Here is a 16,679-nt window from a genome sequence, read left to right as displayed (position 1 = left end):
GCCCTCGCTTTGGTCCCATTTTGGTCCCATCTGACTTTGTAATGGGACCACGTTCAGTTTGTTTTGGTCCCATCATCGCAACACGTAGAGGCGAAGAAGTTCTATGTAATAATTGGACAAAAGTGAGTCATTGGCTTTACTGAATTAGCAAATTATTTGAGGTGTTGAAAAGTTGTTTAGTTTAACTAAGTGTCCAAAATTGCTAGGAAAGAGTGCTCCTGCAAGACTTGACACTAAATTAAGCGACATATTGTTATTTAAAGTTAACTGGGCTTAGATACCCAAGAGTGCTGTGCTTTCTCATCCGATTATCATAATTTTCTATGTATTCAAAGATCATTTGTTGCATCTAGGCTCTCGTCATAATTAGCTCATATTGGATCGCTTCAGCTTTCATCGAATTGTTGAAACTCTCAATACAGGTAGGGGCCCAACAATTACCTCACCTAGATAAGCTTTGCTTGATTTTATAACGCCAAAACAGTTGTCGATATGAGCGACTGATGGGAAAGCTCATTAAACTGTTATTGCTATGGCAATTCTGCTCTAGTGAACATCAAGCCCTGTATATGGAGAATAGTTGACTGATTTTATACCGCGACATCCAAAAGATACCATAGGTGAGTCTTAAAATATAAGGTCATACCATCTAGCTGTTAACCAATAATCCCAATGGTGTAGACGCGAGCGTGATGCTGTACAGCATCGTCGAGATGGCGAAAGAAAATGGCCTTATCCTCGATAATTACATTGTCAATGTGTATGAAAAAATTAGCCAGATATCGATGCACTGTTACCCTGGGACGTCCAACACTAGCAAATCGCCCCGTGGGTTCATGGGCGAATACGATATGCCAATTCGATGATTCCTCAGGGAGAAGTATCAACAGCAGATGAGTACACCCTTTGTCATGGCAATAGGGTTATTGGCGGTATCGGCATTGCTTTATAACTTGCTCAATTAAATCAGCTATTGGCTCCGTCACTGGAGCGAAATCAATTACTTGATTTGAGCTTTTGTTATTTGAGGTTGTGCATTATTGAGCGTTGATGCTACCTCCAGAATATCTTGCCACTCATTGTAAGCTGATTGGTACCAAACTTGCTCCAGAATGACCGCTTGTGAATCTTGTGCTTTGGTAAGGTTAGAAACGACATTGTTGGTTTCATTGTATAAACTGAGCACCGTGGTTTGTAGTGTATCTAAGGATCGGCTGATCGCCGCACAATCGTTGTTAACTTGATCGACACTTAGCAATAGGGCATTGAGAGACGCGATTTGTTGTTGATCTTGAGAGAGCGTTTGTTGATCGTGGTTGATGGTATTTAAAGATGATTGGATATCGCTTTGCAGGCTAGATATTTCACTTTGTGCTTCTACAATAGAGCTAACACCAAACCCTGCCAATATCAAAGAACCTCCCAGTGTAAACGGAGCAAGCACCACGCCAAAAATCGTTTCAAATATCCCTTTCTTACGCTGCGATTGAGCGTTCGCAATGGCGGTTTTAAATGCTGCTATCTGCTGTTTCATTAGATCAATTTGGGCGTTGGTGGCGATAATTTCTGCTTGGATTGAAACTTCTTCTTGCTGGATCTGTGCAATAGTTTGTTGCAATGTGTTATGAGCATCTTCCACTTGGCGAGCCCAAGCATTCAATCCCTCATCATAACGTTTTATATTTGATGTAAGACTTTGAATCGGATTTTGTAATGTTAAGATTAATGAAGTGAGCTGCTGTAGTTGGGCGGTATCAAAACGGGTTTCTAGTGCTTTGAATAACGTTAAAATTTGAACATTAGAATCTTTGAATGTATTCGCAATGGAAAGAACACTGTCCATAATGTCATTTGAAAAATATAAATTACCACTCAAACGCCATTGTCGTACCAGTTTTTGCACCGCATTTAAATTTTGTTCTACCTGAGCATACCAATGTTCTGCATTGCCTTGATCAATATAAGTTTCAACAACGCCTTGGCATGCAGAATTTAGTAACACCATAGCGCTAATAGATGCAGGAATGTCGGTTTGAAGTTGCTCGCTGGCTGATTGATTCATGATGGTCCTCGAAAAAGAATAGAAGGGGGCGTAACCCCCTTTAGTAATGTTTAAGCTGCTTGTTTTACTGCAGGTGCTAACTCTTTCGTTTCGATAGCTATTTTTGCGCTAGCTAGCTGTTTAGCAAGTTCAACCGCATCATCCCATTCGTTTTTCGCTGCGTCAGACATCACTTTTTCCATTATAATGCTCTGCATGGATGCACCATTATTAAGCTTTGTTACTACATCATCTAACTCGTTGCCAAAGACAGTCCACGTTGTTTCAAAATCAGATAATACTGATGTCGATGTTTCAATCGCTGAAACAACGGCGCTACTGGCATTGGAAAGCCCCTGTAAAGCGATAATCTGTTGTTGATCTTCAGCTTTTTGCTTTTGTTCTTGCGCGATGCTGTCGTAGTCATCATCAATTTGATTTTGTAATACGCCCCATGTAACGCCACCAGCAATAATCGATGCCGCGCCGACGGCTGCGATACCGCCGGAGACTGCAGCTGCGGTGCCAGCGGTTGCGACGGTAAGCGCAACGCCTGCGACGAGCATAAAGATGCCAACACCAACCGCAACTTGTGCATAGACCAGATCTTTATTCAGTTTCTCAATGGCTGCACGATTGTTGTCTATTGCGTTATTCATACTTTCAATATCTGTTTGTAAATCAATAATTGTTTTTTGAATATTGGTCGCACCATTGACTAAGTCATCATGTGCTGCTTGCATTTTCACCCCCCAATCAGAGAGTTCCTTATTCATCCCTTTGACTGTGGCTTCGATACCGCTGACTTGAGAAGATAGGGCGGTCATAATCTGTGAAGCTTGCTGAACCGTTGTATTGTCTTTGCCACTTGCTGTTGGATCCGCTTTATATAACTCATGAATGGCATCGATTGATGCTTGAAAAGTAGCGTCAAAATTAATTACGCTGGAGGGAATCGATGCTGATACTTGTGGTCCCAAATCGTCAATCCATTGCTTAGCAACCAATTTTGCTGAGTCTAACTTTTTACTCAGGTCATCAAACCAATCTGGTTTTACCGTAGGTGGCGTAAATTGTGTGTTTAAAATGGCATGGCACTGCGCTGTGATGACTGTGGTTGCCAAAAATGCAGATTGAGTGGTTTGCTGTGTTGGGTTCAACTGAGTAACTTGTTGTGACATTGTGTATCTCCTTTACTGTTCTTGAATGGTGTTATTTAGTGTGTTGACTAAAACGGGTTTTCCAACGTTTGGCGGTAAACTAATGAGTTGCACAAATTCTGAAATGGTTTTCCATGAGGCTGAAGCAATCTTGATGGTTTGCAAATCAGTCAATAGGGCAGGGTCTGAACCGCTTTGTAAGGCGTTGATCAGTTCGTTTACCTTGTCTAATTCGTCTTGCCATAACAATGAAAGTGCTGGCAAGCTATCATCAATCTTTAGGAATTCTTCGCTCATGTTGCTGAGGGTTTGAATAATGGCTTTAGTAATGGCAGCCGCTTGTGCTTCTTCACTGGCTAGTGTTTGTAATTGAGTGAGTTTGTCTAAATCTTGTTGTACCTCTTTCGCGCTCGATATTGTGCTGTATGCACTGTAACCAACCGTGAATAGCGCACCAGCAAAGGAAAGGAATGGCACAGACGTCGTTGCTCCCATTACGACACCGTAGGAAATAGTGACCATACTTTGTATGTAAGCTTTTCCTGCTCTTAATTGGGCCGCCGTGACATTGGCTCCTAAACTGGCAATGGATTGCGATAGAGAGCCTATCTCTGTTGCAATGCGTACCATTGCTTGTTCTTCGCTCGCAAGTTCATTCCAGCCATCTTGAATGCTGGATGCGAGTAGCTCCTCTGCATTTTTCGCTTGGTTGTAAGATTTCGTGAAAACTTGCTGAGCTTCATTTGTTAACGTGATATTTTGCTTTAACGTTTTTTGCAATAATTGTAAGCATTCAATCCATTGCTTCGTACTTGTTATCGCCTTACTGTTTTGTGCGCAGGCATCGAACGTGGTCTGATAATTAATAAACGATGTAATAATTTGCGCAAAAATTTTAGGCTTTTGCTGCATAAACTCATTCATTACCGCTCTTAAGATCTCAGTCCTGCTTCGAACTTCTACGAGCCAGTTTGGATCTTTTGCTACATGGCCAATAAAGAGAGAGTTGCACGTTGCATCGTAATTACTAATACCTAAAAAATCAGTATATACGTCGGTCAGCATATTTAATGCGGTATCAACATTTGGGCTTAACATGAGTTCGCCCTCTACAGTGAAATAACGAGGAAAGGATCAAACGTTAATCTTGAACCATCAATAGACAAGGTCGCATTGTATTGTTGTGTGCTGGCTTGTCCTTGCGCTTCAACTCGGCCTTCCCAGAATTCATCACCGCTTAGTCCTTGTTTAGTGGGTATACAAACTCTGTCATTTATCATTTGCCCATTAAACTCGACAATATCAACTTCATTGTCTGGTGAAATAGCGACAACTCGCCAGCATAATAATTGGCCGTCTTTACAGGCTGTTTTTAACTCAGCTTGGCCTTCATTACCCGAGCCCATATATTTATTTGTATCAATGAGATAAATGTTACTTTGCAGATCTCGACTTGCAAGCGCTGCTGCTGCATCTACGACCATGAGTATTTCTACTTTTTTCATACAATGTTCCTTATTTAGATGGAGTTATTGAACTTCGAGATAAGGTGAAAAATTCATTGTTATTCCGTTTATTGAAAGAGAAATGGTATATAGATAACGCCCAGTATCCCCGCGAGTCTGAACTCTGCCTTCCCATGCGTCATTAACAGGGCTTGGTAAGCAAGCTTTTTGATCAATCATGTCACCATAGAATCCCGTTATATTGACTTCGTCATCTGGCGAAATGGCGCAGCTACGCCAGCAAATAAACTGACCATCTTCAGATACCGTGTGGAGTTGGCACGTCCCTTCATCCCATGAACCAAGCCATTGGTTACTATCAATTAAGTAAACGTTACTAATTAAGCTAGTGGTTGCTAATGCTCCGGCACAATCAACCACGATAAGTATTTCTATTTTTTTCATCCAATACCTACTGACGTTTATTTATGGAGCCACAGGGTATCACTGTACTGATTTAACCATTTCGAATGGTTTTTGGGTTTTACCCACTAAATATTATTGATATTAGTGTTTATATATATGTATTTTTAATCTCTATGCATATAAATATAGTTAGTGATTTCAGTTAATCAAGGTCGCATAACTAATATGTACATATCAGTATGTAAATAAGATAAATACATAATGAAATTTATGGATGGCTCTTAATTTTAATTTCATTTTTGTTATTTATTAATCATTGTATTTGTGGGCTTGATCATATTTTTGCGTGAGAAATTGCAAGGAATAATTAAACGAACATTTATTTGATGGAATAATTATTTCATGGTTGGACGTTGAGGGAGCTCCTCATGTTTTTTCTAATGTCTAATCATGCTTGAATAAATTTCGTGCAAGTATAACTGCTGCTAGTTCGGCTATGGCGGAGGTTTAATCCGTACGCAGGGCTTTCAAGCCTCGGAATGTTTCTTCAATTTGCACACGCTTCGAGTTCACTTTGGGGCAAAAATTTGTTGTCATGTCGACCTAGTTGATTGTAGGAGTTATGGGGATTCCGTTCGGTAGGATCAAAAAACCGCCTAATCGGCGGTTATTGATTCCTCACTTTTTCTAGCTCTTGCCATACCCGTTCGGATTCTTTCTTGTTCGATTCAACCAGCCATTTACCGTAGACCCTTGCGACCATGGTGATATCAGCGTGGCCCATTTGTTGTGCCAAGTAACTCACGTTGACGTTAGCGTGAGTGATCATCCAACTGGCGTAGGTATGTCGAAGTTGATACTGATTACGGTAACGGACGCCTCTTTTTGCACCGAGTTGATGAGTTGCATATCGTATTAGTCACCGCAATATCCTGATCATTCTGCCCCGAGCCACTTGAAGGGCTCTGCTGGCTTAAGTGCAGCTGAAAGCTCGCCTGCGAGAGGCTGGCCCCGTTCCACTCTAACGACTTTTGGGGCTGCGCCTTCCGTCAGATCAACCTTACTCATGTCTAGCCAAGAAACGGCGGGGAAAACTGCAGACTCAAAGTAATAAATCTTCGCTGTATGATCTGCAAATGTACGCCACAGTGTCATTGCGAGGTTAGGGCGGTCGGGATCAGTAATGCCGAGAGGGACGCTAACCGCACGAATTTGCGAAAAAACAGATGCAAGTGCAAGGTCGTTGTCTCGGTATTTAGGTGAGGCACTGAGAGCATAAGAGGCGCGGACAAAGCGATCTGCGGCATTGATTGTGCCTGGAAGAAATTTGCTTCCGCCTATCTGCTGCCAATAGGTATTGAGTGCTAGCTGCTGATCGAACGTCGGTGAGTTAGTCATTACCTTGTACTGCGAACCATGATGAATCACGAGCTTGCCATCAATGTATTCAAAAATCGCAGAGTCGCCGTTCACGTCAGAAATCGAGAGGTGTAAGGCTGCTGCGTCTCCGTTTGGCAGTGAAGGCGCAATGATGGTAAATGGAGGATTGGCCATTGCCGTAACGGCCTCTTCTACGGTTGCGTAGTTATCGAGAAAATACTGTGCCCAAGCACCAGCGGTCAGTGTAGGCTTTCCTGCCTTGGTTGCATCCCCCCATTTAGCCTCCTTCAGATACAGCATGTTGGCAACGAGTCCTTTCTCATTCATTCCATCAGCGGTTCCAGCATCATAGAAGGAGACAATAATTGAGCCGTACTTCGCGCTCCACTTGATTGGATTGTCACCAACCGTTCCATCGCGTTTCATCCCTTTGGGAAAGACCCACAGCGCCGTCGCTGCGGAAGGATCCGCCCAATCCATGGATCGTCCGCTGATATAGGATTGATTCCCCGTCTCGTATAAGATGCGTGTGCAAGCTTGGGCGTTGTGCAAAGGCCCGAAAGCGAGCGCGATGGCTAAGGTGCTGAGCACAGTTTTCATCGTCGTGTATGGTTTCATGTGTTTCATCTTCATCTCTGATTCCTCTTTGGTGATGTGATGCAGTCCTTTCCAGACATAAACATTAGTCCCTATAGTCCTAACGTGAGGTTAAGGGGCGGCAACGCATTAACACTTAACTCAAGCACAACAACTGCAATCACCGCAGTTCATTGAGAATTCAAATACAACACATGTGTAATTTGTTGCATATTTGCTTTATACAGAACTGTATTGAGAGGCGCAAGCCTGTCGTTGATTGTCTAGGATGAATGGTAGATTACAAATTCAAGATACCCATGCATCCATGGAAATAAAGTGATTACAAAATGAATTTACACTGCTTTTTTTACCTGTGATTCCAACCAATCAATGAAAAGTTTTACTTTTTGATTGTGCTTATTCGGCAGAGTCGCGACATAGTATCTTTGCTTACAAATCACCTCAGTATTGGGGTAGGGGGTCATCAGCTCACCCGACGATAGTCGCGATTTGACTAAACTGAATCGGCCCATTGCGATCCCTGCATTATTGATAGCCGCTATTACTGCTAAGTCTGATCGGTCGAAGCCGATACGGGATATATTTTCTAAGTTTTCCAACTGATTGGCATTGGCCCATGTTTTCCACTCATCTGCATCTGAATTATAGTTCCATGCCTGATTGTCATGGAGTAATGTGGTGTTATAAAGGTTATCCATTGAGCTAGTGAGCGAATATTTTTGGGCATACTCAGGGGTGCAAACTGGAATGATCGTTTCTGAGAATATTTCTTTGCAAGATAGCTTATCTGGCATATGGTCATCAAAATAGATGGCGACATCAATTCCAGAACCTTGGAAACTGATATTTTCATTTCCTGTTAGCAATTTCAGATCAATGGATGGATAGAGCTCTTTAAATGCGTGAATACGAGGAACTAACCAACATTGTGCAAAAGAAGGTCTTGAATAAATAGTCAGTAAGCCTGAGGTTTCACCATTTTTTATATCGGTAATTTCTTGATTTAGATTATTCAATGTTTTTTGTAAAGAGTGATATATACGTTGTCCCTCTTCAGTTAATACTACCTTTCTATGTGTTCGCTCAAATAATTTAATTCCGATTTCTTCCTCAAGTTTATTTATTCTATGCGATATCGCACTCGGTGTGAGTGAGAGTTCATCCGCAGCCAAAGAAAAGGAATTATGCCTAGCGGCTACTTCAAAAGTATGCAACTTTGAAAGCTGAAAACTATTTATTCGGCTGTGTTTGGCAAAGATATTATCCTTAGTGTACATAGTTAGGCTCTGACTGAGGTATCAAGGTTCTGTCATATTAGCCCAATGTTGTGAATAAAATACACCTATTGTCCTGTGTTTCCCCAAGAGTCTATGAATTTCACGATTTTGTTTTAATCTGGTTCATGTGAAAGTGATTATTCTTCACTTGTCAGGATGTCTAATCTTCTATGAAATGCTCAGTGCATAAATAAACACCAAGGTTTTATGATGACGATCAACATAGAGCAACTTACCGAGCAATATCCGCTAGTCAAAGAGCTCATCGAGCTTAAAGAGGTATCTTGGTTTAACCCATCCATTACTCGCCTTGAGGAAGGGTTAAGCTACGTTGGACTTGGTTCTGAGGATATTCAAGATGCGAGTCAACGCTTAAAACGATTCGCACCTTATCTTGCAAAAGCGTTTCCAGAAACCGCGAAAACAAACGGAATTATTGAGTCTGAGGTCGTTCCCATTTCAGAGATGCAAAGCGTGCTTGAGCGTGAATATGACACCCCAATACAAGGTCGATTACTCCTCAAAAAAGACAGTCACTTACCCATTTCTGGCTCTATAAAAGCGCGAGGCGGGATCTATGAAGTGTTGACTCACGCAGAAAAACTCGCGATAGAGGCCGGATTGCTGACGGAGTCAGATGACTACAGCAAACTCTTAAACGAAGAATTTCGTGATTTCTTTAAACGGTTCAGTATTGCAGTGGGTTCGACCGGAAATCTGGGGATGTCGATTGGGATTATGAGTGCTAAGTTAGGTTTCTCGGTTTCTGTGCATATGTCAGCCGATGCAAGGGCGTGGAAGAAAAACAGACTCCGTGCTCTTGGGGTCAATGTGATTGAGTACGCCCAAGATTATGGTGTTGCGGTCGCTCAGGGGCGCAAAGAAGCTGAAAATGATCCGACGTGCTTTTTCATTGATGATGAAAATTCGCAAACTCTATTTCTAGGGTATTCGGTTGCAGGTGAACGCCTCAAGAAACAGTTCGATGAAAAAGGTATTGTAGTCGACGCGCAGCACCCTTTATTTGTTTACCTACCCTGCGGCGTTGGTGGGGGACCGGGAGGGGTTGCTTTCGGTCTGAAAATGGCTTTTGGGGACAATGTTCATTGTATTTTTGCTGAGCCGACTCATTCTCCATGCATGATGCTTGGTGTTCATACTGGCTTGCATGACGCAATCAGTGTTCAAGATATCGGGATTGATAACATCACTGCAGCTGATGGTTTAGCGGTGGGGAGAGCTTCTGGTTTTGTCGGTCGAGCAATGGAAAGGCTGCTGGATGGCTATTTAACCATCAGTGATGAGCGTATGTACCGACTGCTTGGGCAATTGAATGAAGCGGAGAATATCCAGCTCGAGCCTTCTGCATTAGCCGGTATGATTGGCCCTATCGTGGTCACAAAGAGTGTTGAATATCGAGCTCGAATGCAGTTTGATGATACCGTGATGGGGAATGCCACGCATCTTGTTTGGGCGACTGGCGGGGGAATGGTTCCAGCAGAAGAGATGGACTCTTACCTAAAAAATCGTTGATTTAACAATAAGAGGTAAGGCGTTTCACCAAAAAGTGAAGCGCCGTTGATGTGTAAAGGTTCATCGGACTCAACATATCCCTTGCGACTTGATGTTGCAGCCGTTTGGGAAATTGCTCTAGAGACAAGTCATATTTATCAAAGGTGAGTGATGAGAATGATGTGAAGAGGAATAAAACTTACACACCACCATCATTAGGCTTATTAATAAGTTTGGTTATTGATTCTGCTTAAAAAAGCGCTCAGCATGAGCAAATAGCTTGTCACAGAGAATTTTTTGTTCAGTGTACTCTTCAGAGCCGACAGACATTTCGCCTAAAACCGCTTGGGCGCTATGATACTCTTTTACCATCTCTTCAAATTTTGCTTCATATGCACCTTTTTTATTTTTTTTAGGCAATTTAACTCTTTTGTTCTTCATGATTTACCTTTTGAAAGCCATGTGATGCATATTTATTATTACTTGTGATTTTTACTCAGTTTAATAATAAATACTCATCAATATTTAAACCCAAGCATTTAAGATAATCTTGAATGCTTGACTTGTTATCTTGAGAAGTGGTCATTTAATTAACGGAACACGTTAATCAATAATTTATGCTTCTTTGGTTATATGAGGAATATACTTCTTTTTAAAATTCCAATGCGCGATTTTTTATCTTCTAAAGATGGCTCGCGCAATGATATGCATTGAGATTATCTTATGATAATAAAAACATGTCACTAAGTGCTCGTTTTACTACACACTCAAAATGAAACCTAAAAGAAATTCAGACTAACCAAAGAATGAATATTTCAAGATAAAAAACGAGGCTCACTATACACGGATAAAATGAAATAGATAGACTTTTTTCGCTCTTTCATGGTTAGCCTTAAGGTTAACATGCTTCACAAGAGTTAATGTGTGAACGCATTGATTGTAGTTTTTAGCATCACTCATAGCGTTGATCGTTGAGCAGATTTTGATGCAACCATGACATGCCACTGAGTGACATGCCATGATTAAAATGCTCATAAATGGTATGCGAGCGTGATCCATGTGCTCTTGTTTACCCACATACCTGAAAGATTTTTCTAGGGTATCTTTCGATATGGCACTGGATGGTTATGTTGGTAACCTCTGCTTAAGTTTAAGGTTGTCTTTCCGTGCTATTTTTCTCTAAATTAATGATATTCAGAATAGAGAATGTGGCCGCTAGAAATAAGCCTGAAATCCATATGAAATACCACATGCGAATACCTCTAATAGAGTGAGTGATGATTACGTTCGATATATTGCTTATCAAGTCGACCAAACATGGTTCTGTAACTGAAAGCGGTATAAAAAAGAATGATGGGCAACATGACAAAGGCTACGCCCGTCATAATATTTAATGTTCGCTCACTGGATGTCGCATCCCACAAAGTTAAACTATGGCTTGGTTCAAAACTGGATGGCATGATGAAGGGGAACATCGCAAAACCTGCGGTTAAAATAATACAAGCATTCGTCACGCTGGCGCAGACGAAGGTGATAGCATCGTTTTTCCATTTCGCACTGAGGAATACTCCCATAGCCATCATTAAGCCACCCATAGGTGCAAACCACATCCACGGGTAACGTTCAAAATTGGTTAGCCAAGCACCGGCTTGTTGGAAGACGACCTTATTTAACGGATTAGATATGGCGTTATAGTCTAATGAGCTGACAATCAGGTATCCATTCATTCCATGCACCATAAACCCACCTATGATGAATAATCCAAAGAGACACAAGACACTTATTTGAGCGGTTAGCCGCGCTTTTTTATGAAGAATATCGCTGGTTTTGAGCGTGAGCCATGCACTGCCTTGCACTAATGCCATTAATACGCCAATACCGCCAGACAGCACGCTGAAAGGGGTAATGAGATCGATGAAGGATCCATGATAATCTACCATCAGTAACGCATTGAGCGAGAAAGGTAATCCTTGCATTAAATTCCCAAAGGCGACACCAAATAGAAGAGGAGGAATTAAACCTGAAAGCGAAATCGAGATATCGCAGATTTTTCGCCAAGAAGGGGTATCAATCTTTGCGCGATATTCCAATGCTAGTGGCCGTAACCAAAGCGCCAACAGTATTAAATACATAGCAATATACAGGCTTGAAAAAGAGGTGGCATAAACTAAAGGCCAGGCGGCAAAGAGTGCTCCCCCTGCGGTGATTAGCCATACTTGGTTGCCATCCCAATGAGGCGCAATTGAATTGATCATCACTCGTTTGTCGGATTCCGATTGTCCAAGGATGGGCAAGAGTGCACCTACCCCCATATCAAAACCATCGGTGATCATAAAACCAATCAGCAATGCACCGATCAGCCCCCACCAAATGAGGCGCAATGTGTCATATTCAAACATGAATACTCTCTCCTAATATTGTACTTGTTGTGCCAACTTATGCTCGTATAAGCTTTGTTCGTCCTGATAGCGACCAGTTTTTAAGCTACTGGGTCCTTTTCGAGCAACGGTGACTATGAGATAGCTTTCCACAAAAATAAAAACGGTATAAAGACTTAGAATGATGGCGAGCGAAGTGATTAAGTTTTCGAACGTTTGGGATGAGACGGCAACCGTGACGGGAAGGACTTCACCGATTGCCCAAGGCTGACGACCATATTCGGCGACAAACCAACCCGCCTCGATAGCAATCCATGGCAATGGAATTGACCAGAGCGCAGCTTTGAGTACCCAAGGCTTATGAGTGATGCGTTGACGGCAGGTTTGTAGCAAGGCGGCACCAAATACAAACAGCATAATGAAGCCGCAGCCAACCATGATGCGAAATGACCAAAACAGTGGCCACACAGTAGGCATGGAATCATCTGCTGCTTGCTGGATCTGTGCCTCGTTGGCATCTGTGATGGTATCGGTATAACGCTTGAGTAACAGCCCGTAGCCGAGGTCATGCTTCGTTTGCTCAAATTTTCGTTGTGTTTCTACGGATGCATCACCAGCCTGTAACCGTTCAAGTAGTTGATAAGCCACCATTCCGTTACGAATGCGTAGTAGATGTTCATGGCGTAAATCGTGGAGCCCTGTTACTTGTTCATCAAACGAACGGGTGGCGATTAACCCCATGAGGTAGGGAATTTTAATGGCATAATCGGTTTTACCTTCTTTCTGATTGGGTAAGCCGAACAGAGTGAACGCTGCTGGGGCTGGTTCGGTGTGCCATTCTGCCTCAATCGCGGCCAACTTTACTTTTTGGACATCGCCAAGTTTATAGCCCGACTCATCCCCCAATACGATCACTGAGATAATGGCTGCCATACCAAAAGTGGCGGCGATGGCAAATGAACGGCGCGCAAACTCGATGTCACGGCCTTGCAATAAGTAATAAGAACTCACCCCGAGAATAAACATTGCACCACAGGTGTAAGCGGATGCGACAGTATGGAGAAATTTCACCTGCGCGACCGGGTTTAATACCACTTCGGCAAAGCTGGTCATTTCCATACGCATGGTTTGATAGTTGAACTCTGCTCCGACGGGATTTTGCATCCAACCGTTTGCAACCAAGATCCACAAGGCAGAAAAGCTAGATCCTAGGGCTACTAGCCATGTGATGAGCAAATGCTGGCGTTTTGACAAGCGTGACCAACCAAAGAAGAACAGGCCCACAAAAGTGGACTCCAGAAAAAAGGCGACGAGAGCCTCAATCGCTAACGGAGCACCAAAAATATCGCCAACATAATGTGAATAGTAAGACCAGTTGGTTCCAAACTGAAACTCCATGGTTAAACCCGTCGTCACACCTAACGCAAAGTTTATTCCAAAGAGCTTGCCCCAAAAGCGGGTCATGTCTTGGTAAATCTGCTTCCCTGTGAGTACATAAATCGACTCCATGATAGCGAGTAGGCAAGACATCCCTATGGTTAAAGGGACGAAGAGAAAGTGAAACATGGCCGTTAATGCGAACTGCAAACGCGATAATTCAACAACATCAATCATGAAAGCTCCCAACCATCGTAAGATGGCTTTACATCAAGAATTGGAAGGCATTTCAGCACAGCTTTTGAAGTGAGAACTAGAACAGTTCGAAAGTTAAAAAATAGAACAGATTGATGGTGGTCACGACGATCATTGTGCGATTACCTATTGATTTCCATGGTGTGAATAAGCTGACCTAGAGTTTGAATGGCTTGCTCGATTCGTTCATCACATGCATAAGAACAGTTGAGACGGATATGATGGGAAAAGCGTTTATCGCTGCTGAACAAGATCCCCGGAGCAATTGCTATATTGTGTTCAAGTGCCTGTTCGTACAGAGTTTCTGCGTAAATGGTTTGGGGCAGTTCGACCCAGATAAAATAGCCCCCGTTATTGAGATGGATTTTAGTGTTATGTGGCAAGTAGGTTCGCAGTAATTCAGCATGTGCTTTTTTACGCTCGTTCAGCAATTTACGCAGTTTTTTTAAGTGGTGATCAAAGTTATAAAAAGTGAGGTAATGAGATAGGCCGAGCTGGATCGGGATGCTGCTAGAAAGAGTGGACAAATGCTGTAAGCGTTGGATGTTTAAGGCGCGTTCTCCCGCAACGACCCAACCGATACGAAAACCGGGCGATAGAGATTTCGAAAATGAACCGCATAGCAGGATATTGCCTACTTTATCGTAAGCTTTTGCTGGCAGTGAGCTTGGGTTACCTATACCAAGCTCACGATAAACATCATCTTCAATCATTGGAATTTGATAGTGATTGACTAACTCTGCCAAACGCTGCTTGTTTGTTTCACTCATAGAATAGCCGAGCGGATTCTGTGACTCGGTCATAAACCAGCATGCTTTAATATCCATAGAAGAAAATACAGAGGCTAACACATCGAGATCAATGCCATCTCTAGGATCGGTTGGGATCTCAACCGCCGTAAGATTGAGCCGTTCAATCGCTTGCAAAACACCATAAAAAGCGGGGTATTCGATGGCGACTAAATCCCCCGGTTTTGTGCAAGATTGTAAGCATAAGTTCAACGCTTCCATTGCCCCTGAAGTAATGACGATGTCATCGGGTAATACATTTAAACCACTTTTTTGATAGCGCTGAGCGATTTGCCGTCTTAGCGTTTGGCTGCCAGGAGGTAAATTAGTCAGCATGCAGCTTCCCAACATTTGACGGCTAGCATTCGCTAAACTGCGTGATAACGCTTGGTGTGGAAATAACGCAGGGTCAGGGAATGCTGAACTAAATGGAATGATCTCGGGGTCTTTTGCTCTTTGTAGGACGTCGTATAGTAAATCGCTGATTTTTACTGGATAGGGTTTAATCACTTTTGCACTGAGATTGCCGGCAAATAGAGTATTTCTTCGCGGTAACACGACATAGCCTGATTTCGCTTTGGCGCGAATATAGCCTTGATCTTCCAACTGTTGATAGGCTTGGAGCACAGTTTCAATACTCAGCTTGTATCGTTTGCAGGTGGATCGAATCGATGGGATTTTTTCTCCACTAAGCCAGATATTCTGCTCGATTTGACTTTTAATTGTGTTGGCCAGTACTTGCGATTTCTTCATCAAAAAACCTGTTTGCTCTCATTTGCCCCACCGCTTATCCATCCTACTGACTGTGGCGACGCAGAGCGAACTATATCTTTGCTTGTTCGTTGAGACTAGGGTGAGATTGGTGAGGCGAGTTTATTCTCATCGCAAAAAGCCTGTGCGCCGAGATTGAGATGGATTCCAATACCGCCTTTTGCCTTCTTACGTCGTAAGAGAGGCAAAGGGCATAGCGCTCAGAGTGAGATTGGATCGTCAGCTTTTGTAATCACTGATTTTAGCGATTTGCTCTTGGCTGCGTTGCTTTTTATATTGCTTGGCTTCCGATGAAAGAGGCGTGACCTTGCCGGTTTCTATCCAAGTACGTAGACGATTGGCATCACCGACGGGTGAAAGTTTGCCTTTAGTATCCAGTACGACGAAGGCAACTTGGCGTCTACCCATCTGTGTGCGCATGACAAGACAATGTCCTGCGGCATTGGTGAATCCGGTTTTTGTGAGGTCAATTTTCCAATTGTCGTTGTGCACCAATCGGTTCGTGTTACGGAAATCGAGCGTGTATCGAGGTTTAGAAAAGGTGACGGTTTTCTTGTCGGTGGCGCTCAATTTACCCAACAAAGGGTATTTTTTACTGGCTTTCAGTAATACCACCAAGTCGCGAGCCGTTGAGACATTTTTCGCTGAGAGCCCGGTTGGCTCGACAAAGCGCGTATTTTTCATACCTAATGCTTTCGCTTTGGCGTTCATGGCTTTAATGAACGCTTTATAGCCGCCCGGATAGTGGTGGGCAAGGCTTGCCGCGGCGCGGTTTTCAGATGACATTAATGTCAGCAATAGCATATCTTTTCGACTGATTTCACTGCCGATCTTTACTCGAGAGTGCACGCCTTTCATCTCTTTCGCGTCTTTGATGGTGATGGGCAGTTTGGCATCCATGGGCAGCTTGGCATCTAAAGTCACGATGGCTGTCATTAATTTCGTGACTGAAGCGATGGGTTTTACCGCATCAGGATTATTGGAATAAATAATCTCATTGGTTTTAAGATCGATCACCAATGCACTATTGGCAGAGAGTTCTTGCTTCTTAACGGTTTTTTTTACGCCAGCTTTGGTCGTAGTTGAGGAATCGGCGGAATGCGCTGGTATGGCAATGATTAAACTGCTGCATATCAGAAGAACATGACCAAGGCGAGAGAAGATCTTCATTTTGAATTCACTGAACGGTTAATTAAGTCAAAGGTTTGTCATTTGTACCCAATCTACTCGAAACCACAGCATTAAACCGCGCTTACGAATGCCCGCGGC

Annotated in this window: 15 protein-coding genes and 1 pseudogene; 1 reads left to right on the top strand and 15 read right to left on the bottom strand. The window is 42.8% G+C overall.

Annotation, left to right across the window (positions count from 1 at the left end; translation table 11 throughout):
- Positions 1-253: 253 nt before the first annotated feature.
- From T411_RS1000000121265 to dsdC, 9 genes and pseudogenes are all read right to left on the bottom strand, one after another.
- Positions 254-502, bottom strand: a pseudogene (locus T411_RS1000000121265) (integrase core domain-containing protein); the annotation flags it as partial.
- Between the two features lie 498 nt (positions 503-1,000).
- A complete protein-coding gene (makE, locus tag T411_RS0102365) occupies positions 1,001-2,062 on the bottom strand; it encodes an alpha-pore-forming cytotoxin subunit MakE (protein ID WP_001076381.1) in 1,062 nt (353 codons plus the stop codon).
- Between the two features lie 50 nt (positions 2,063-2,112).
- Positions 2,113-3,222: a cytotoxin MakA gene (gene makA, locus T411_RS0102360; protein WP_000082911.1), complete on the bottom strand. Its 1,110-nt coding sequence runs from the start codon at positions 3,220-3,222 to the stop codon at positions 2,113-2,115.
- A 12-nt stretch (positions 3,223-3,234) separates the two neighbouring features.
- Complete coding sequence (makB, locus tag T411_RS0102355; RefSeq protein ID WP_000950891.1) at positions 3,235-4,299, bottom strand: alpha-pore-forming cytotoxin subunit MakB; 1,065 nt, start codon at positions 4,297-4,299, stop codon at positions 3,235-3,237.
- Positions 4,300-4,310: 11 nt separating this feature from the next.
- Positions 4,311-4,706, bottom strand: coding sequence for an alpha-pore-forming tripartite toxin MakABE regulator MakC (gene makC, locus T411_RS0102350; RefSeq protein WP_000754946.1), 396 nt, complete (start codon positions 4,704-4,706; stop codon positions 4,311-4,313).
- A 24-nt stretch (positions 4,707-4,730) separates the two neighbouring features.
- Positions 4,731-5,111, bottom strand: coding sequence for an alpha-pore-forming tripartite toxin MakABE regulator MakD (gene makD, locus T411_RS0102345; protein WP_000717843.1), 381 nt, complete (start codon positions 5,109-5,111; stop codon positions 4,731-4,733).
- 628 nt (positions 5,112-5,739) lie between these two features.
- Positions 5,740-5,901, bottom strand: coding sequence for an integrase (locus T411_RS0102340; RefSeq protein WP_000627863.1), 162 nt, complete (start codon positions 5,899-5,901; stop codon positions 5,740-5,742).
- 107 nt (positions 5,902-6,008) lie between these two features.
- Positions 6,009-7,085, bottom strand: a complete 1,077-nt coding sequence (locus T411_RS0102335; RefSeq protein WP_000782346.1) for a linear amide C-N hydrolase — start codon at positions 7,083-7,085, stop codon at positions 6,009-6,011.
- Positions 7,086-7,384: 299 nt separating this feature from the next.
- Positions 7,385-8,329, bottom strand: coding sequence for a DNA-binding transcriptional regulator DsdC (gene dsdC, locus T411_RS0102330; protein WP_000288116.1), 945 nt, complete (start codon positions 8,327-8,329; stop codon positions 7,385-7,387).
- A gap of 207 nt (positions 8,330-8,536) precedes the next feature.
- Between dsdC and dsdA the strand changes: the two genes are divergently transcribed.
- Positions 8,537-9,862 (top strand): D-serine ammonia-lyase, encoded by a 1,326-nt coding sequence (gene dsdA / locus T411_RS0102325; RefSeq protein WP_001885353.1) that lies wholly within the window; start codon positions 8,537-8,539, stop codon positions 9,860-9,862.
- A gap of 216 nt (positions 9,863-10,078) precedes the next feature.
- Here the strand turns inward: dsdA and T411_RS0102320 are convergent, their stop codons facing one another.
- From T411_RS0102320 to pbpG, 6 genes are all read right to left on the bottom strand, one after another.
- Positions 10,079-10,282: a hypothetical protein gene (locus T411_RS0102320; RefSeq protein ID WP_000792246.1), complete on the bottom strand. Its 204-nt coding sequence runs from the start codon at positions 10,280-10,282 to the stop codon at positions 10,079-10,081.
- 709 nt (positions 10,283-10,991) lie between these two features.
- Complete coding sequence (gene cydX / locus T411_RS1000000119935; RefSeq protein WP_071908327.1) at positions 10,992-11,093, bottom strand: cytochrome bd-I oxidase subunit CydX; 102 nt, start codon at positions 11,091-11,093, stop codon at positions 10,992-10,994.
- 10 nt (positions 11,094-11,103) lie between these two features.
- On the bottom strand, positions 11,104-12,240 hold the full coding sequence (gene cydB, locus T411_RS0102315; protein ID WP_000464440.1) for a cytochrome d ubiquinol oxidase subunit II: 1,137 nt from the start codon (positions 12,238-12,240) through the stop codon (positions 11,104-11,106).
- Positions 12,241-12,252: 12 nt separating this feature from the next.
- Positions 12,253-13,833: a cytochrome ubiquinol oxidase subunit I gene (locus tag T411_RS0102310; protein ID WP_000568068.1), complete on the bottom strand. Its 1,581-nt coding sequence runs from the start codon at positions 13,831-13,833 to the stop codon at positions 12,253-12,255.
- A 140-nt stretch (positions 13,834-13,973) separates the two neighbouring features.
- Positions 13,974-15,392, bottom strand: a complete 1,419-nt coding sequence (locus tag T411_RS0102305; RefSeq protein ID WP_000749571.1) for an aminotransferase-like domain-containing protein — start codon at positions 15,390-15,392, stop codon at positions 13,974-13,976.
- A 237-nt stretch (positions 15,393-15,629) separates the two neighbouring features.
- Entirely contained in the window at positions 15,630-16,580 is a 951-nt protein-coding gene (gene pbpG / locus T411_RS0102300; protein WP_000689270.1) for a D-alanyl-D-alanine endopeptidase, read from the bottom strand.
- Positions 16,581-16,679: the final 99 nt, after the last annotated feature.

This window comes from Vibrio cholerae ATCC 14035, from assembly GCF_000621645.1.
GTDB classification, from domain to species: Bacteria; Pseudomonadota; Gammaproteobacteria; order Enterobacterales; family Vibrionaceae; genus Vibrio; species Vibrio cholerae.
This window is presented reverse-complemented; position numbering and strand designations above follow the sequence as displayed.